We start from the raw sequence: 15,955 nt of genomic DNA on the forward strand, positions 1-15,955 counted from the left end.
TATGCCAACCTTCGACTATTTCACACCGCTCGTCCGCGACCTTCCGGCCACAATTCCTTTCGTCGGGCCGGAAGCCATCGAGCGAAACCGCAACCTCCCGGTCAAGGCGCGGATCGGCGCCAATGAAAACGGCTTCGGCCCATCGCCGCGCGTGAAGGCGGCGATGGCTGTGGCGATCGAGGAGAGCTGGAAATACTCGGATCCCGACAATTTCGCGCTGCGCGAGGCGCTGGCGAACCATCTCGGCGTCAATCGCCATGAGATCAATGTCGGCGAAGGCATCGACGGCCTGCTCGGCGAAATCGTCCGGATGACGATCGAAAAAGGCATGGCGGTCGTCACTTCGCTCGGCGGCTATCCCACCTTCAACTATCATGTGAACGGTTATGGCGGCCGCCTGGTCACCGTCCCCTACAAGGACGACAAGGAGGATCTCGACGGTCTTCTCGACGCGGTGAAGCGCGAGAAAGCCCGGCTCGTCTATTTCGCCAATCCCGACAATCCCATGGGAAGCTGGCACAGCGCCGAGGCGGTTCTGGCTTTCGCCCGCGCCATCCCCGAGGAAACGCTGCTGATCCTCGACGAGGCCTATGGCGAAACCGCGCCGGAAGGCGTGCAGCCCGCCAACAACGCGCTGCTCGACCGGCCGAACGTGATCCGCACCCGCACCTTCTCCAAGGCTTATGGGCTGGCGGGCGCGCGTATTGGCTATGTCATCGCCGCGCGCGGCACGGCGCAGTCCTTCGACAAGATCCGCAATCACTTCGGCATGAACCGGGTCGGCGTCGCAGGCGCGATCGCCGCGCTGGCGGATCAGGATTATCTCGCAGAGACTTTGGACAAGATCGCCGGCGCCCGGGCCAGGATCGGCGTCATCGCCCGCGCCAACGGTCTTTTGCCCCTGCCCTCGGCCACCAATTTCGTTGCGATCGATTGCCATCGCGACGGCGCCTGTGCGCGCGCGATTGTCGATGGCCTGATGGAGGAAGGCGTGTTCATCCGCATGCCCGGGGTCGCGCCGCTCAACCGCTGCATCCGCGTCAGCGTGGGGCCGGACAGCGATCTCGATCTGTTCGAACAGGCGCTGCCAAAGGTGTTGGCAAAAATCGGCTGAGACGAAACAAAGAAAAAGCCGCGGCGCTTGGGAGCGGTCGCGGCTTCAATATCTTGCTGCGTAAACCGCAGTCTTCGTCTTCACGTCTTTTGTAGTGAGCGGCATCAGGATGACGATCAGTGCATCGTCATCCATTCGCGGGCGGCGCGCAGGGCGCGGGCCAGTTCCATCTTGGTCATGCTCGGGGTCAGTTCGGCGCGCAGCATGGCGGCGCGTTCGGAGCCCTTGATCGCAGCGATATTGAGCCACTTATGCGCAGCGACCAGATCGATATCGCAGCCCTGGCCCGTGGCGTACATCAGGCCCATGTCGCAGAAAATGTCGGCCTGGCTTTCGCCGCCCATAGCCGAATTCGAGATGTTCATATCATAACGCGCCATTGTCTTTGTCCCTGTTACAGACGTTGTTTTCATTTCACCCTGTTTTGCCTTGCATGAAGGCCGGACTGCGCTTGCCTATTCTTTCCGATCGCTCGGCGCTTTCCGTTTTTCGGCGGCGTTTACTGCCGTCCTTGTTATGGCTCTACTATGCAGGAGGGCTTTGAAAATTCACCTAAAATGCATCCTTAATTTGCAGCAAACGAAATCCGAACAGCTGGTAAACTTATGTTTTCTTTAAGTATCCAACCGCCTGCCCTTCTCGGCAAACGCGGAAAACTTTACGAAAATTTCAGCCTGCGGTTTTAATCGCCCCGTAACCATGCAAATCGATCGCGACCATCCGGGCAATGCGATTGCTGCTCAGATTCCTGTTTCCTTGTCGAAAATTCGACGCTACGAATTTGAATGACAAAGCCTTTTGGACGGCTTTGCAGACTGGGAGGATGAGATGCACAGACTATTGACGGCCCTTGTGATCATAGCGTCGGCAGGCGCGGCTTTTGCCGCAGAACCGATCGAGGGCAACTGGAAAACCAAAAGCGGGGAAACGGCGGCAATCGCCAAATGCGGCGGCGCCTATTGCGTCACGTTGAAGACGGGAAAATATGCAGGCAAGCGCATCGGCAAGATGTCGGGAACCGGCGCTGATTACGAGGGTGAAATCACCGATCCAGCCGAAGACAAAACCTATTCCGGCTATGCGACGGTGTCAGGCGCTTCAATGAAGCTGAAAGGCTGCGTGATGGGCGTGTTCTGCAAGTCGCAGACCTGGACCAGGCTCTAAACAAGCAACAGAGACGACGAGGGCGGCCCCGCCTGGGAGCCGCCCTTTTGTTGATCAGCGCGCGCGCTGACCAAACAGGATTTTCTGGGCTTCCTTGTCTTCGGCGAGATTGGCCTGCCGCTCCCGCTCTTCCTTACCGACCGCAATGCCCTTGAGAACGGCCGGACGCTGATGCAGGCGCTCGAACCAGGCCTTGAGATGCGGGAAATCGTCGAGATCCTGCCCCTGGTTCTTGTGAGGGATCACCCAGCCGATACAGGCCATGTCGGCGGTCGAATAGTCGCCGGCGAGATAATCGCGATCGGCGAGCCGCTTATTCATGACGCCATAAAGACGATTGACCTCATTGGTGTAACGGTCGATGCCGTACTGGATCTTTTCCGGCGCATAATTGCGGAAATGATGCGCCTGCCCGGCCATCGGGCCGAGACCGCCCATCTGCCAGAACAGCCATTGATCCACCTCGACGCGGGCGCGTTCATCGGCGGGATAGAACTTGCCGAACTTTCGGCCAAGATATTGCAGGATGGCGCCGGATTCGAACACCGATATCGGCGCGCCGCCAGGGCCGTCGGGATCGACGATCGCCGGCATGCGATTGTTGGGCGCGATGGCCAGGAAAGACGGCTCGAACTGCTCGCCCTTGGAAATATTGATGTATTTGATCTGGTAGGGCGCTTCGAGCTCCTCCAGCATGATGGTGATTTTCCAACCGTTCGGCGTCGGCCAGTAATAGAGGTCTATGGGCGCGGACATGGGCGTCTCCTTGATGGGAATGACGGAAGGTAGTGTCTGGGTTAACGGCCGGCAACCACTCTGAACTGAAAATGAATGCTGAGGTCAGCGCGGGTTCAGTCCCGTCTGGTTAGGGTTTGCCTCATAGACAACGCCTGTGGGAGAAACGCCTGACATGAATGCGATCATGATGCGCCGCTTTGCGATCATCTGCCTCGGGGCCGCCCTGTTCGCGCTGGGACTGCAGATCGTCGTCGAACATCACTCGCGCGCGCCGCATCTCGCTCAGTTCGGGGGCCATGCCTGCTCAAACCCGCTGAATCCCAGCTGCGGGATCCGGTGATTGCTTCCGCCGATAGCGGCTCATACCGCGTCGCAGCGCGAAAATTTCGCGGGAATGCGCTCTTCGGGACTGTTCAACTGTCATAAAGCGCCTTCTATTATAGCGCATGGCCAAGCGAATCCTCTCTTCCCTCACCCTGAACGTCATTTCCCCGGAGCCGTTCGAGCCCGCGTCTTTCACAACGGCGGACGAGGCCGTCGACGCGATCGCGGCGCTTTACGAGCGCAACACATCCTTCCTGCGCTCCGCCTTCGAGAAGATTATCCAAGGCGGCGCCGCCGAGGGCCGCTACCGCGCCTTCTATCCTGAAATCCGACTGGGAACGGTGCGCTACGACCATGTCGATTCCCGCCTGCCCTATGGTTTCCTGAGCGAACCCGGCGAATATTCGACCACCATCACCCGCCCTCTCCTGTTCAAGCATTATCTGAAGACGCAGATCGGCCAGCTTCTGAAGAACCACGGCCTGCCGGTGATCGTCGCGGAATCGACCACGCCCATTCCGCTGCATTTCGCCTTCGGCGAAGGCGCGCATATCGAAGCGTCGGTCGGCAGCACCATCGAAGCGCCCCTGCGCGACCTGTTCGACACACCCGATCTTTCGACCACCGACGACGAGATCGCCAATGGCGAATATGAGCCGCCGCCGGGCACGCCCAAGCCGCTCGCGCCCTTCACCGCCCAGCGCATCGATTACTCGCTGGCGCGTCTCAGCCATTACACGGCGACGAAAGCCGAGCATTTCCAGAATTTCGTGCTGTTCACCAATTACCAGTTCTATATCGATGAGTTTTGCGCCTGGGCGCGCCGGCAGATGTCGGAAGGCGGCAACGGCTACACGGCTTTCGTGGAGCCCGGCAACCTGGTCACCTATCCCGGCGAGGACGCGCCGAGCGAGGGATCGCCCGCCCAGCGCCTGCCGCAGATGCCGACCTATCACATCAAGCGCAAGGGCCATGCCGGCATCACCATGGTCAATATCGGCGTCGGTCCTTCCAACGCCAAGACCATCACCGACCATATCGCCGTTCTCCGGCCACATGCCTGGCTGATGCTCGGCCATTGCGCGGGATTGCGGAACTCCCAGCGTCTCGGCGATTACGTTCTGGCGCATGCCTATATGCGCGAAGACCATGTGCTGGACGACGATCTGCCGGTCTGGGTGCCGATCCCCGCACTCGCAGAAGTGCAGCAGGCGCTGCAGGATGCGGTGGCGGAAGTCACCGGCTATGACGGCTATGAGCTCAAGCGCATCATGCGCACCGGCACTGTCGCCACCATCGACAACCGCAACTGGGAACTTCGCGACCAGTCCGGCCCCGTCAAGCGGCTGTCGCAGGCCCGCGCGATCGCGCTCGACATGGAATCGGCCACCATCGCCGCCAACGGCTTCCGCTTCCGCGTGCCCTATGGAACGCTGCTCTGCGTGTCCGACAAGCCGCTGCATGGCGAATTGAAGCTGCCGGGCATGGCGACCGCCTTCTACAAGAGCCAGGTCAGCCAGCATTTGAAGATCGGCCTGCTCGCTTTGGAAAAACTCTCGGCCATGTCGCCGGAAAAACTGCATTCACGTAAATTGCGCAGCTTCTTCGAAACGGCCTTCCAGTGACCGGGCAGGAAGACGACCGGCTCTACAGCGATCCGCGGCTGGTCGACTTCTATGATCTCGAAAACGGCTGGGGGCCGGATACGCGCTATTGCGCGGAACTCGCCCGCACCGCCGGCTCCGTGCTCGATTTCGGCTGCGGCACAGGCCTGTTTCTCGTCGGCATCGCCGATGGCAGGCCGATGGTCGGCGTCGATCCGGCTGACGCCATGCTCGATGTGGCGCGGCGCCGCGACAAGGGCGCCCATGTGCGCTGGGTTAAAGGCGACATACGCAATATCCGCCTCGGAGAGCGGTTCGATCTGGTCACCATGACCGGGCATGCCTTCCAATGTCTGCTGACCGATGCGGATGTCGCCGCAGCTCTCGACACCATCGCCGCGCATCTGACGCCGTCGGGCCAGTTCATTTTCGACACCCGAAATCCAGTCCGGAGAGAATGGGAAAGCTGGACGCCCCAGGCGTCGCGACGGATCGTTGCTCATCCCGTTTATGGCGATGTAGAAAGCTGGAACGACATCACCTTCGACGAAGCAACCGGGATCGTATGCTATGAGACCGTCTATCGCCTGCCATCTGGCGAAACGCTGTCGTCCCATTCGTCGATCCGGTTCATCGACCAGGCGCGGCTCGCGGGCCTGATCGCCCGCGCCGGCCTCGTCGTCGACATCTGGTTCGGCGACTGGACCGGCGCTCCCTTCGAGCCGCGGTCCAAGGAAATCATACCCTTCGGTCGATTGGCTTGAGATGAGCGTCGGCCGGGGCGATGACTTTCAACTCGCCGGGATGCAGCCGGATCTGCACATCGCGCGGCAAGCGCATCAACTCGCCGTCGAGCACGAAATTGGCGGCCCGGTAGAGTTTGGGAAAATGCAGGTCGACCGACTGCGCCTTCATCTCGGTGATCGAGGGGTTTGCTTTCAGCCTGCCGCGCAGCACATCGACGGCCAGCCCTACCGCAGCCGTCGAATCCAGCGGATCGGCGATATAGAAGCCCAGATGTCCGGCTTTGACATCCTCGGCCACCAGCAGGCCGTTTTCGCCGAAGGGGTTGTTGGACACCGAAATCGCCGAGACCATGCGATGCTCCCGATGCCCGTCCGCGTCGAATTCGATCTCGAAGCGCGGCGGGTTGAGCACCGCGCCGACTGCGGCGCGCACATTGGCGGCAATCTTGCCGGCCCTCGAGCCGTAGCTCATCTGGTTTCGGTAGCGCACCATGCGCGCATGCATGCCGGCGGAGAACTGATGCACGAAGGCGCGACCGTTGACGCTGCCGATATCGGCGTCGTCGATGACGCCGTCCGCAAGCGCGGGAAGCACCTGCCAGACGTCGAGCGGCAGCCGGAGCGTGCGGGCGAAGAGATTCATCGTGCCGGCCGGAATGACGCCGAGCGGCATGCCCGCCTTCCAGGCGATGCCGGCCGCCGAGGAAATCGTGCCGTCGCCGCCCCCGGCGATGATCGCATCGAGATCGTCGCGCCCCGCCGCCTTTTCGAGTGCTGCGCCAATGTCGGACCCTTCGACGACCACCGTCTCGAGCGCATGGCCGCGTTCGGCGAAAACTTCGGCCATCTTGGCCTGATACGCCGTCATGTCCGTCGTCCGGAATGTGCCGCCGTCGCGGTTGAGAATTGCCTTGATCTTCAAGCGTCGTCTCCCGTGTCCTCAGCAGGATATAGGCTCGTTTTCCGCGATTTTTAGGCGCAGCCGGGTCAGTAACGCGCAGAAACGACTTTTGATCATTGTCATCTGCTTTTGCGCCGCAAAATCGCCTTTACCGCAATGCAAAATCCCTATTATAGTATTATAACTGATCATTGGACGGCCTGAATCGCCTGCGCCGCTGCCATTCTCGACATCAGGGCTTTTAGAGCCCTTTCAGACGGATCTTCACCGTGAGCGACGCTGTTTGCACCGACACCATTCCTGTTTCCGACGAAGCGCCTGCGCTGACGCGCTTCCAGGTCGCCCTGGTGATCCTGGCGCTGGCCTGCGGCGGCTTCGGCATCGGCACCGGCGAATTCGCCATCATGGGCCTGTTGCCGGACGTCGCAAAGACCTTTGCCGTGACCACGCCGGAAGCAGGTTACGTGATCAGCGCCTATGCGCTGGGCGTGGTGATCGGCGCGCCGCTGATCGCCATTCTCGGAGCCAAATCCTCCCGTCGTTCCCTGCTGCTCGTGCTGATGAGCGTCTTCGCCGCCGGCAACCTAGCCAGCGCGATCGCGCCGGATTTCTGGAGCTTCACCGCGCTCCGCTTCCTCTCCGGCTTGCCGCATGGCGCCTATTTCGGCGTCTCCGCGCTCGTCGCCGCCTCGCTGGTTCCAGTATATATGCGCGCCCGCGCTGTCGGTTACGTGATGCTCGGGCTGACAGTGGCGACGCTTGTCGGAACCCCGGTGATGGCGCTGTTCGGTCAATATCTGTCCTGGCGCACGATGTTCTTTGCCGTGGGCGGCATCGGCGCGCTGACCGTCACCCTCATCTGGCTTTATCTTCCGCGCGACCAGCCGGCCAAGGGCGCGAGCGTGGCGCGTGAACTGATCGCCTTCACCCATCCGCAGGTGCTTCTGACCCTGACGCTGGCCGCCACCGGCTTCGGCGGCATGTTCTCGATCTTCAGCTATATCGCCGGCACCGCGACTGAGGTGGCGCTGATGCCGGTCTCCATGATCCCGGTGATCATGGTACTGTTCGGCGTCGGCATGAATGTCGGCAATGTCGTCGGCTCGAAACTCGCCGACATCTCGCTGATGGGCACGATCGGCGGCATGCTGGTGTTCAACATCGTCGTGATGACCGTTTTCGGCCTGACCGCCGCCAATCCCTATCTGCTCTGCCTATCGGTGTTTCTGATCGGCTGCACCTTCGCCGCCGGCCCCGCCGTGCAGACGCGCCTGATGGATGTCGCCGCCGACGGGCAGACTTTGGCCGCCGCCTCGATGCATTCGGCCTTCAACATCGCCAATGCGCTGGGCGCTTGGCTCGGCGGCCTGGTGATCGCCTATGGCTATGGCTATGCCGCCACCGGCTATGTCGGCGCAATCCTGTCCTTCTTCGGCCTGTTCGTGTTCGGCGCGTCCTGGCTCCTGGAGAAGCGGGCGGCGCGCTGACGCGCCGTCTCAACGCCCCGGCAATTTCAGCGGTCCATTCGCCTTCACGGTGCGGATTGCGAAATTGGATCGGATATCGGTGACCTCAGGAAGCGTCAGCAGTTTTTCCGTCAGCAGCCGCTCATAGGCTGCGAGGTCTTCGACTACGACCTCTGCCAGAAAATCCGCCTCGCCCGAGATCATGTGGCAGGCGACAACTTCAGGCAGCGCCAGAAGCGCATCCTGCAGATTGCCGGCATTCTCGCGGCTGTGGCGGATCACCTTGAAGAACACGAACACCGTCAGTTCGAGCCCGATATTGCGTCGGTCGACATCCGCCCTGTAACCGCGGATCACGCCGGCTTTTTCCAGAGCGCGGATGCGCCTGAGACAAGGCGACGGCGAAAGATTGACGCGCGCGGCTATATCGACATTGCTCATGCGCGCATCCTCCTGCAGCGCATCGATGATCGCGAGATCGAATTCGTCCAGCTTTGGCATTTTTCACCATTTGATCGATACTCGACGCAATATTCCGTCCTATTGCTCATCTTTCAAGCCACAAGACGCAAGGACATGCGCGCCGCAGCTGGATTAATGTTCCCGAATTGTGGATTCAGGGGGGCAGACAGATGGCCATGGCGACGGAGACAGCAACGTCACGCGAAACATCGCCCTTGCTGGGCCGCCTGGCGGCGCTTTCGGTGGTGGCGATCTGGGCGGCGTGGCTGGTCTCGACGCGGCATGGAACCGTCTCGTCGCTCAAGGCCGTCGATCTCAGCCTGTTGCGCTACGGCATTCCGGCCCTCGTCCTCGCGCCGGTCTGGCTCAGGACAGGTCTCTGGCCCAGGAAGACGCCCAAATGGCCTCTGGTGCTGATGATCCTCGGATCGGGGGCGCCCTTCTTCCAGATCGTGGCCATTGGCATGCGGGCGACGCCCGCCTCGGCGGCAGGCGTACTGTTGCCGGGCGTGATGCCGCTTGCAACGGCGCTGATCGGCGTGGCGGTCTATCGCGAACGCCCTGACCTGATGCGTTGGTTCGGAATGGGCGCCATTGCGCTCGGCGGGATGGTGATGCTCGCGGTCGGCGCAGGCGATGTGGAGCTTGGCTGGAAAAGCTATCTGATCCTGCCGTTCTGCGCCGCGCTCTGGGCTGTTTTCACCCATGCCTTCCGGCGCTCCGGCCTGACGGCGCTCGAAGGCGGCGCGCTGGTCTGCGTCTGGTCGACGCTGATCACGCTCACACTCATCCCGTTTCTGGGACTGAGCCTGTTCTCCGCGCCGCTCGGCGAAGTCGCCCTGCAAGTGCTGACGCAGGGCGTTCTCTCGGGTCTCTGCGCCACATTGCTCTATGGTTACGCCATCCGGGCGCTGGGCGGCACGTTGGCCGCCGCCTATACCGCGGCGACGCCGGCGGCAGCCGCGATCGGAGGAGGTCTGCTGCTCGGCGAGCAGATCGGCCCAGCGACCATCGCCGCAGCCGTGATCACCGGCCTCGGCGTGGTCTTGTCGACCGGCCTGTTATCGAAACGTCAGGCCTGAAGCACCACGACCTTGTCGCCGACCGAGACGCGGCTGTAGAGATCGATCACGTCGTGGTTCAACATACGGATACAGCCCGACGACATGGCGTAGCCGATCGATTGCGGCTGATTGGTGCCGTGAATGCGGAAATGAATGTCGTTGCCGCCGCGATAGAGATACATGGCGCGGGCGCCGAGCGGATTGTTGGGACCACCGGGCATACCGCCGGCGAGCGGGCCGTATTTCGCCGGCTCGCGGCGGATCATATTGGCGGTCGGCGTCCAGGTCGGCCATTCGGCCTTGCGCCCGACATGGGCGTTGCCGCGCAGTTCCAACCCTTCGCGGCCGACGCTGACCGCGTACCGGATCGCCCGGCCGCCGCCGAGCACATAATACAGGCGACGGGCCGGCGTATCGACGACCACCGTGCCGGCAGCCTGGCTGGTGGGGTAATCCACTTCGGTGCGGCGCAGTTCCGGCTTGATCTTTTCGAGCGACATGGCCGGCAGGGGATAAGGCTCGGTGGTCTGCGCCGCATAATTGGCCTTGTCCTTGGAGTGATTGGTCTGGCAACCCGCCAGAAGCGCCGATGCGCCGAGAAGGAACGCCCGCCGAGAAACCGCCATCGAATTGATTCCTTAATGCCCCGTTGATGGCCGGAACATTAGGAATATTATGGTTAATGACGGGTTAAACTCGCCTTGATTGCTGACGGGGAAGGCCTGTGCTAGCCTATGAGCAACTGGAGACAGACGACATGACAACTTCGGTCCCCGTGGATGACGCACTCATCGAAAGGGCGCGCGAGGTCACAGGCATTCATGAGGCCACGGCGTTGGTGGAAAAAGCGCTTCAACAGTTCGTGCATCGAGAGGCGGCGCGCCGTCTGGCTGAATTGGGCGGCTCAGAACCTGACCTCACAATTCCGCCGCGTGCACGTTGGAACGTTGTAGACCCACTTGGATCCGGCAAATGATCTTGCTCGATACGTCGGTGTGGGTGGAGCATTTCCGCACCCAGAACACCGGCGTCGAGACGCTTTTGCTTGACGGCCGCGTTTTCATGCACGATTTCGTGTTGGGCGAATTGGCTCTTGGCGGCCTGAAGACATCCACCAACACGTTCCGGGCGCTGGAAGATCTGCCTCGACTTCCTACCATCGAACCTACGACTGTCTTACACGCCATTTACGAACACCGATTGCGCGGAACCGGAATTGGATATGTGGACGCTCATCTTCTGATCGCGTCAGTGCTGCACAGAGCGAGAATATGGACCTTTGACCGAAAGCTCCAATCAGCTGCGAGTACCCTTCAAGTTTTGTTCAAGTGGCCCGAATGAGATCGGCTTGTAAGAGAGCGGAGTTGGCTCCGCCCTCCCATCACATATTCGGATAAACAGGCCCCTCGCCGCCCTGCGGCGGAACCCAGGTGATGTTCTGGTTGGGGTCCTTGATGTCGCAGGTCTTGCAGTGGACGCAGTTCTGCGCGTTGATCACGAAGACCTTGTCGCCGTCCTTCTCGACCCATTCATAGACGCCGGCCGGACAGTAGCGCGACGACGGGCCCGCGAAGACGTCGAGTTCGGACGACTTCTGCACCGCCGGATCCTTCAGACGTAGATGGATCGGCTGGTCTTCCTCGTGATTGGTGTTGGACAGGAACACCGAGGAGAGCCGGTCAAAGGTCAGCACCCCGTCGGGTTTGGGATAGTCGATCTTCTTGTGCTTGGCGGCAGGCTCCAGCGAGGCGGCGTCGGTCTTGCCGTGCTTGAGGGTGAAGGGCGAGGTTCCGAAGATCTGGTTGATCCACATGTCGAGCCCGCCGATCGCCACGCCGATCGCCGTGCCAAATTTCGACCAGAGCGGCTTGACGTTGCGGACGCGCTTCAAATCCTTGCCGATGTCGCCCAAGCGCCATTCGTTTTCGATCTCGATAACGTCGTCATTGGCGCGACCGCCCGCGATCGCCGCAGCGATCTTTTCGGCCGCGAGCATGCCCGAGAGCACGGCATTGTGGCTGCCCTTGATGCGCGGCACGTTGACGAAACCGGCCGAACAGCCGATCAGCGCGCCGCCTGGGAAGGTCAGCTTCGGCACGGACTGGTACCCGCCCTCGGTGATGGCGCGCGCGCCATAGGAGATGCGCTTGGCGCCTTCGAATGTGCCGCGAATGGCGGGATGCGTCTTGAAGCGCTGCATCTCCTCGAACGGGAAGAGATAGGGGTTTTTGTAGTTCAGATGCACGACGAAACCGACGGCCACCTGATTGTCTTCAAGGTGATAAAGGAAGGAGCCGCCGCCGGTCTTCATGTCGAGAGGCCAGCCGAAGGAGTGCTGCACCAGGCCAGGCTTGTGGTTGTCAGGTTTGACCTGCCAGAGCTCCTTGATGCCGATGCCGAACTTTTGCGGCTCGCGATCCTTCTGGAGATCGAACTTGGCGATCAGTTGCTTGGCGAGCGAGCCGCGCACGCCTTCGCCGATCAGCGTATATTTGCCGAGAAGCTCCATGCCGCGGGCGAAATTGCCTGTCGGTTCGCCATCGCGGCCGATGCCCATATCGCCGGAGGCCACGCCGCGCACTGCGCCCTTCTCGTCATAGAGAACTTCTGTGGCGGCAAAGCCCGGATAGATCTCGACGCCGAGTTCTTCCGCCTTGGTCGCCAGCCAGCGACAGACATTGCCGAGCGAGACGATGTAATTGCCGTGATTGTTCATCAAAGGCGGCATGAAGATGTTGGGCAGACGGATGGAGCCGGCCGGTCCTAAAAACAGGAAATGGTCGTCGGTCACAGGCGTCTTGAACGGATGATCCGCCTCGTCGCGCCATCCCGGCAGAAGCCGATCGACGCCGATGGGATCGACCACCGCGCCCGACAGGATATGCGCGCCGACTTCCGCGCCCTTTTCCAGCACCACCACCGACAGCTCGGGATTGACCTGCTTCAACCTGATAGCGGCGGCAAGGCCCGCGGGACCCGCGCCCACGATCACCACGTCGAATTCCATGCTCTCGCGTTCGGGCAATTCCATGTCGCTCATCTCAAAAACTCCGGCCGGGCGCGCAAAATTTGGTCGATGACTTGTGTCAAATCCGCAAAACCTTGTCGAGCCAGCAAACGACATAAGCCTATCTCATTTGCTCATACCTTACTTTGACGTAAACGTAAATTATAGGGCAAAAATTTGTCCGCGTGTCGAGAACGTGGGCGCCTGAGTGGGTCAAATTCCCATTGCCATCCCCCTGCCCCTGTGGCATGAGGCGCGCCTTCCGCTGCGGCGCAGCATTTCCCATTTTCGATGGAGTTTTCAGATGGCGACCGCGCTCGGCCTGGATTTCGGCACCACCAACACCGTGCTCGCGGTCAAGGAAGGCGACGGCTCGCGCTCGCTCTCCTTCGACAGCCTCGCCGGCCGCACTGACAGCATGCGCACCTGTCTGTCCTTCATGAAGGATGGTCGTCTCGGCGCCTCAAAGCTCGAGGTCGAAGCCGGCGCGGCGGCGATCCGCGTCTTTGTCGACAATCCCGGCGACGTGCGTTTCCTGCAGTCGATCAAGACATTTGCCGCCTCGCCGCTGTTTCAGGGCACGATGGTCTATGCCAAGCGCTTCAGCTTCGAAGACCTGATGGAGACCTTCCTCAACCGGCTGCGCGACTACGCCGGCGTGGCGCTCGACAGCGGCATCAACCGCATCGTGGTCGGACGTCCCGTGAAATATGCCGGCGCCAATCCCGATGAAGGGCTGGCCGTCACGCGCTACAACGAAGCGCTTGGCCGTCTCGGCTTTCCGGAAGTCCATTTCGTCTACGAGCCCGTCGCCGCCGCCTTCTTCTTCGCCGAAAAGCTGAAGCGCGACGCCACCGTGCTGGTGGCCGATTTCGGCGGCGGCACCACCGATTATTCCGTCATCCGCTTCGAAACCTCGTCGGGCCGGCTGACGGCCACGCCGCTCGGCCATTCCGGCGTCGGCGTGGCCGGTGACCAGTTCGATTACCGCATCATCGACAATCTCGTCTCGCCGGTGATCGGCAAAGGCTCGAAATTCAAGAGCTTCGACAAGATCCTCGATGTTCCGACCAATTATTACGCCAATTTCGGCCGCTGGAACCAGCTGTCGATCTTCAAGACGCTCAAGGATTTCCAAGATTTGAAGGGGCTGGTTCGCGCCTCGCTTGAGCCGGAAAAGCTCGAAGCCTTCATCGATCTCATCGACCAGGATGAGGGCTATCCGCTCTATCAGGCTGTGTCGCGGACCAAGATGCGCCTGTCGGAGGAGGAAGAGACCGAATTCTTCTTTGCGCCGCTCGGCGAGAAGAGCCGCCGCATGGTCAAGCGCGCGGATTTTGAAGGCTGGATCGCCGACGACCTCAAGGCGATGGAAACCGCGCTCGACGACGTGCTGACCAAGACCGGCATGGTGCCCGGGGCGATCGACAAGGTGTTCCTGACCGGCGGCACCTCCTTCGTGCCGGCGGTGCGCCGCCTGTTCGAAAACCGCTTCGGCGCCGAGCGCATCGAAAGCGGCGGCGAACTCCTCTCCATCGCCCATGGCCTCGCCCTGATCGGCGAGCGTGAGGACGCGGTGGACTGGGCGGCGCTTTGAGCGGGAGTTCATGTTCGTCGGCAGCGACAAAGCTAACCAAAAGATAAGGAGTTCCGTAGGTTGCCGAGCAAGGAGGCTATGATGAAACTATCAGAATACGCCACTTCGGAAAATGGAAACACATTTTACCACGGAGAACGACTTCTATTCCCGGGAGATGGGATTATCCATGAGGATTGGCTTGAAGTCATGCTGTGCAAATTTTCCGAGTACGGCGGAGGGTATGGTTTCATCATATTATCTGGTCGCAAAGCCGGACGCATACTAACAAATCTTCCCAAGGAAGCTGAAACACCCCGACATGAAGCCGTATCGACCGCTTGGCTGATAGAGAATTTCAACGAATGGGTGTATGAAGGCGTAGACATCCAGCACGTTTACGTATTGGAGCAGCCAGATGCTGCCCAGCGTCCAATATAAATATAGAATTCTAAAGCAGCCGCCCATGGCCTCGCCCTGATCGGCGAACGCGAGGACGCGGCGGACTGGGCGGCGTTGTGAGCGGGGCGCTTGCCGCTCGCAAATAAGTGCAGCGGGTTGCAGGCCTTGGCTTTTAGTAGGATTGAATGATGGATTGTGTCTCTACGCATTCAAAACACATAAAGACATAGATCATCCCGCAATCAGCAATTATAAATTCATCGCTCAATGAATCCAGCTGGGCATAGAATTTCATTTTTCTGCCACATTCCTTGCACGCAGGATATTCCTCACCCTGCAGGAAATCTGGCTTGCCGCCCAGCCTATTTCGGTCTCCGATACCGTCTCCGGCCCATCGAAATTTTTCTAGTTTTGCCGCCTCATCATTTAGGGGGCGCAGCGATAACTTAAATGGCGGAATCTCTCGCATTCCTATTCTTCTTCCTTGGGTATCGACATCGACAAGTCTGGGAGATGGTCGCACAAAAGCGCCTTTGGGTTCAGCCCTAAAAAGAACTCTTACGGCATCCACAATAGTGCGATTATGCCAGTGAAGCTCTGAACATTTTTGTCGAGGTGTGATGTAATCCGGTGCGCGATTTCGAGGAGGAATGACTTTTCAAACTCTGAATCTCAGGACAAAATCGCCACAAAAATGAGGTGTATTGTTAATATGAACCCGAGCGCGGCGATATTCAGGGATTCAACGTTTGTTGCCCCTTGTTGTGAGATGATTTCCGAGACCGAGCTTTTATTGGCGGTTCCCGGCGCCGTGGCGAATACAAAACCATATGATCCGCTTTATGGGGACTATTTCTATTCCCCTCCATCCGACATGAAAAATCACTTTCTTTGGGATTTTGTTTCCGGAGGAGAACAAAATGACGGTCAAGCGATCCTCATCCACGATTTGATCGAGAAAAAATTCGGGGAAGTGGAAGGGCCAATATATTTTTTCGAGCCTTATCGGCAGATTACATTTTCCGTCAAATGCGCTAGCTTTAAGCTAGGAATGATGATCAGGTTCCTGCAATTCTCTAATTATTCTCAGCATGTCATTGCAGTCCAACCTAGCGCAAAGCTGGTTTTATATTTCGATGCACGGCTTGAATTTTGTATATATTCACGGGATGCAATATTGCATCCGTCGCCCTTTCCGGGGGTGAGTGATCAGGAATTGATCGATTTTTTCAAGAATGATCTACCATTTCCTTCCGATGACATGTTTCAGGATGACGTGGATCTCATCCGTCGGCAAATCTTGCCGAACTGCCTGGAACACGGACTGGTATAGGGAACCGCAGGTCGCCTTTGGTTGAATATCAGAGCTGCACAGGCAAAATGGGTG

At 59.8% G+C, this 15,955-nt stretch carries 19 protein-coding genes; 12 read left to right on the top strand and 7 right to left on the bottom strand.

Features of this window, described 5'->3' with window-relative positions:
- The first annotated feature begins 1 nt into the window (after position 1).
- Entirely contained in the window at positions 2-1,114 is a 1,113-nt protein-coding gene (locus E8Q41_RS03365) for a pyridoxal phosphate-dependent aminotransferase (RefSeq protein WP_137154090.1), read from the top strand.
- A gap of 116 nt (positions 1,115-1,230) precedes the next feature.
- Here E8Q41_RS03365 and E8Q41_RS03370 read toward each other — a convergent pair whose 3' ends face one another.
- A complete protein-coding gene (locus E8Q41_RS03370) occupies positions 1,231-1,494 on the bottom strand; it encodes a sel1 repeat family protein (RefSeq protein WP_137154091.1) in 264 nt (87 codons plus the stop codon).
- Positions 1,495-1,942: 448 nt separating this feature from the next.
- Between E8Q41_RS03370 and E8Q41_RS03375 the strand changes: the two genes are divergently transcribed.
- Positions 1,943-2,278, top strand: coding sequence for a DUF2147 domain-containing protein (locus E8Q41_RS03375; protein ID WP_137154092.1), 336 nt, complete (start codon positions 1,943-1,945; stop codon positions 2,276-2,278).
- 54 nt (positions 2,279-2,332) lie between these two features.
- Here the strand turns inward: E8Q41_RS03375 and E8Q41_RS03380 are convergent, their stop codons facing one another.
- Positions 2,333-3,034, bottom strand: a complete 702-nt coding sequence (locus tag E8Q41_RS03380) for a glutathione S-transferase N-terminal domain-containing protein (RefSeq protein WP_137154093.1) — start codon at positions 3,032-3,034, stop codon at positions 2,333-2,335.
- 154 nt (positions 3,035-3,188) lie between these two features.
- Here E8Q41_RS03380 and E8Q41_RS25465 point away from each other — a divergent pair, with 154 nt between their 5' ends.
- From E8Q41_RS25465 to E8Q41_RS03390, 3 genes are all read left to right on the top strand, one after another.
- Positions 3,189-3,356 carry a hypothetical protein gene (locus E8Q41_RS25465; protein ID WP_170976345.1) on the top strand — a complete coding sequence of 56 codons (168 nt, stop codon included), beginning with the start codon at positions 3,189-3,191 and terminating at the stop codon, positions 3,354-3,356.
- Positions 3,357-3,462: 106 nt separating this feature from the next.
- A complete protein-coding gene (locus tag E8Q41_RS03385) occupies positions 3,463-4,965 on the top strand; it encodes an AMP nucleosidase (protein WP_137154094.1) in 1,503 nt (500 codons plus the stop codon).
- Positions 4,962-5,708, top strand: coding sequence for a class I SAM-dependent methyltransferase (locus E8Q41_RS03390; protein ID WP_137154095.1), 747 nt, complete (start codon positions 4,962-4,964; stop codon positions 5,706-5,708). Before E8Q41_RS03385 ends, E8Q41_RS03390 begins: the two co-directional genes overlap by 4 nt.
- Here E8Q41_RS03390 and E8Q41_RS03395 read toward each other — a convergent pair.
- Positions 5,683-6,612, bottom strand: coding sequence for a diacylglycerol kinase family protein (locus tag E8Q41_RS03395; protein WP_137154096.1), 930 nt, complete (start codon positions 6,610-6,612; stop codon positions 5,683-5,685). The two genes, E8Q41_RS03390 and E8Q41_RS03395, sit on opposite strands and share 26 nt — an antisense overlap.
- Before the next feature lie 275 nt (positions 6,613-6,887).
- Between E8Q41_RS03395 and E8Q41_RS03400 the strand changes: the two genes are divergently transcribed.
- Entirely contained in the window at positions 6,888-8,078 is a 1,191-nt protein-coding gene (locus E8Q41_RS03400) for an MFS transporter (RefSeq protein WP_246660065.1), read from the top strand.
- A gap of 9 nt (positions 8,079-8,087) precedes the next feature.
- Here the strand turns inward: E8Q41_RS03400 and E8Q41_RS03405 are convergent, their stop codons facing one another.
- A complete protein-coding gene (locus E8Q41_RS03405) occupies positions 8,088-8,558 on the bottom strand; it encodes an Lrp/AsnC family transcriptional regulator (protein WP_137154098.1) in 471 nt (156 codons plus the stop codon).
- Between the two features lie 131 nt (positions 8,559-8,689).
- On the opposite strand from E8Q41_RS03405, the gene E8Q41_RS03410 reads away from it, so the two are divergent.
- Positions 8,690-9,601: a DMT family transporter gene (locus E8Q41_RS03410; RefSeq protein WP_137154099.1), complete on the top strand. Its 912-nt coding sequence runs from the start codon at positions 8,690-8,692 to the stop codon at positions 9,599-9,601.
- Here E8Q41_RS03410 and E8Q41_RS03415 read toward each other — a convergent pair.
- The gene (locus tag E8Q41_RS03415) at positions 9,592-10,209 is read right to left on the bottom strand and encodes a L,D-transpeptidase (protein ID WP_137154100.1); all 618 of its coding nucleotides are present in this window, start codon (positions 10,207-10,209) and stop codon (positions 9,592-9,594) included. The genes E8Q41_RS03410 and E8Q41_RS03415 overlap by 10 nt on opposite strands.
- A gap of 131 nt (positions 10,210-10,340) precedes the next feature.
- On the opposite strand from E8Q41_RS03415, the gene E8Q41_RS03420 reads away from it, so the two are divergent.
- Both E8Q41_RS03420 and E8Q41_RS03425 read left to right on the top strand, forming a co-directional pair.
- Positions 10,341-10,559 (top strand): type II toxin-antitoxin system VapB family antitoxin, encoded by a 219-nt coding sequence (locus E8Q41_RS03420; protein ID WP_137154101.1) that lies wholly within the window; start codon positions 10,341-10,343, stop codon positions 10,557-10,559.
- Complete coding sequence (locus tag E8Q41_RS03425) at positions 10,556-10,924, top strand: type II toxin-antitoxin system VapC family toxin (protein ID WP_137154102.1); 369 nt, start codon at positions 10,556-10,558, stop codon at positions 10,922-10,924. Before E8Q41_RS03420 ends, E8Q41_RS03425 begins: the two co-directional genes overlap by 4 nt.
- Positions 10,925-10,964: 40 nt before the next feature.
- On the opposite strand, the gene E8Q41_RS03430 is transcribed toward E8Q41_RS03425, so the two are convergent.
- Positions 10,965-12,623 carry an electron transfer flavoprotein-ubiquinone oxidoreductase gene (locus E8Q41_RS03430; RefSeq protein ID WP_137154103.1) on the bottom strand — a complete coding sequence of 553 codons (1,659 nt, stop codon included), beginning with the start codon at positions 12,621-12,623 and terminating at the stop codon, positions 10,965-10,967.
- A gap of 271 nt (positions 12,624-12,894) precedes the next feature.
- On the opposite strand from E8Q41_RS03430, the gene E8Q41_RS03435 reads away from it, so the two are divergent.
- Both E8Q41_RS03435 and imm45 read left to right on the top strand, forming a co-directional pair.
- On the top strand, positions 12,895-14,187 hold the full coding sequence (locus E8Q41_RS03435) for an Hsp70 family protein (protein ID WP_137154104.1): 1,293 nt from the start codon (positions 12,895-12,897) through the stop codon (positions 14,185-14,187).
- 81 nt (positions 14,188-14,268) lie between these two features.
- Positions 14,269-14,607, top strand: coding sequence for an Imm45 family immunity protein (imm45, locus tag E8Q41_RS03440; protein ID WP_170976346.1), 339 nt, complete (start codon positions 14,269-14,271; stop codon positions 14,605-14,607).
- A 133-nt stretch (positions 14,608-14,740) separates the two neighbouring features.
- Here the strand turns inward: imm45 and E8Q41_RS03445 are convergent, their stop codons facing one another.
- On the bottom strand, positions 14,741-15,037 hold the full coding sequence (locus E8Q41_RS03445) for a DUF1963 domain-containing protein (RefSeq protein ID WP_137154106.1): 297 nt from the start codon (positions 15,035-15,037) through the stop codon (positions 14,741-14,743).
- A gap of 243 nt (positions 15,038-15,280) precedes the next feature.
- On the opposite strand from E8Q41_RS03445, the gene E8Q41_RS03450 reads away from it, so the two are divergent.
- Positions 15,281-15,901, top strand: coding sequence for a hypothetical protein (locus tag E8Q41_RS03450; RefSeq protein ID WP_137154107.1), 621 nt, complete (start codon positions 15,281-15,283; stop codon positions 15,899-15,901).
- The last annotated feature ends 54 nt before the right edge of the window (positions 15,902-15,955 follow it).

It is taken from the genome of Rhizobium sp. FKL33 (assembly GCF_005222915.1).
Lineage (GTDB): Bacteria > Pseudomonadota > Alphaproteobacteria > Rhizobiales > Rhizobiaceae > Rhizobium_E.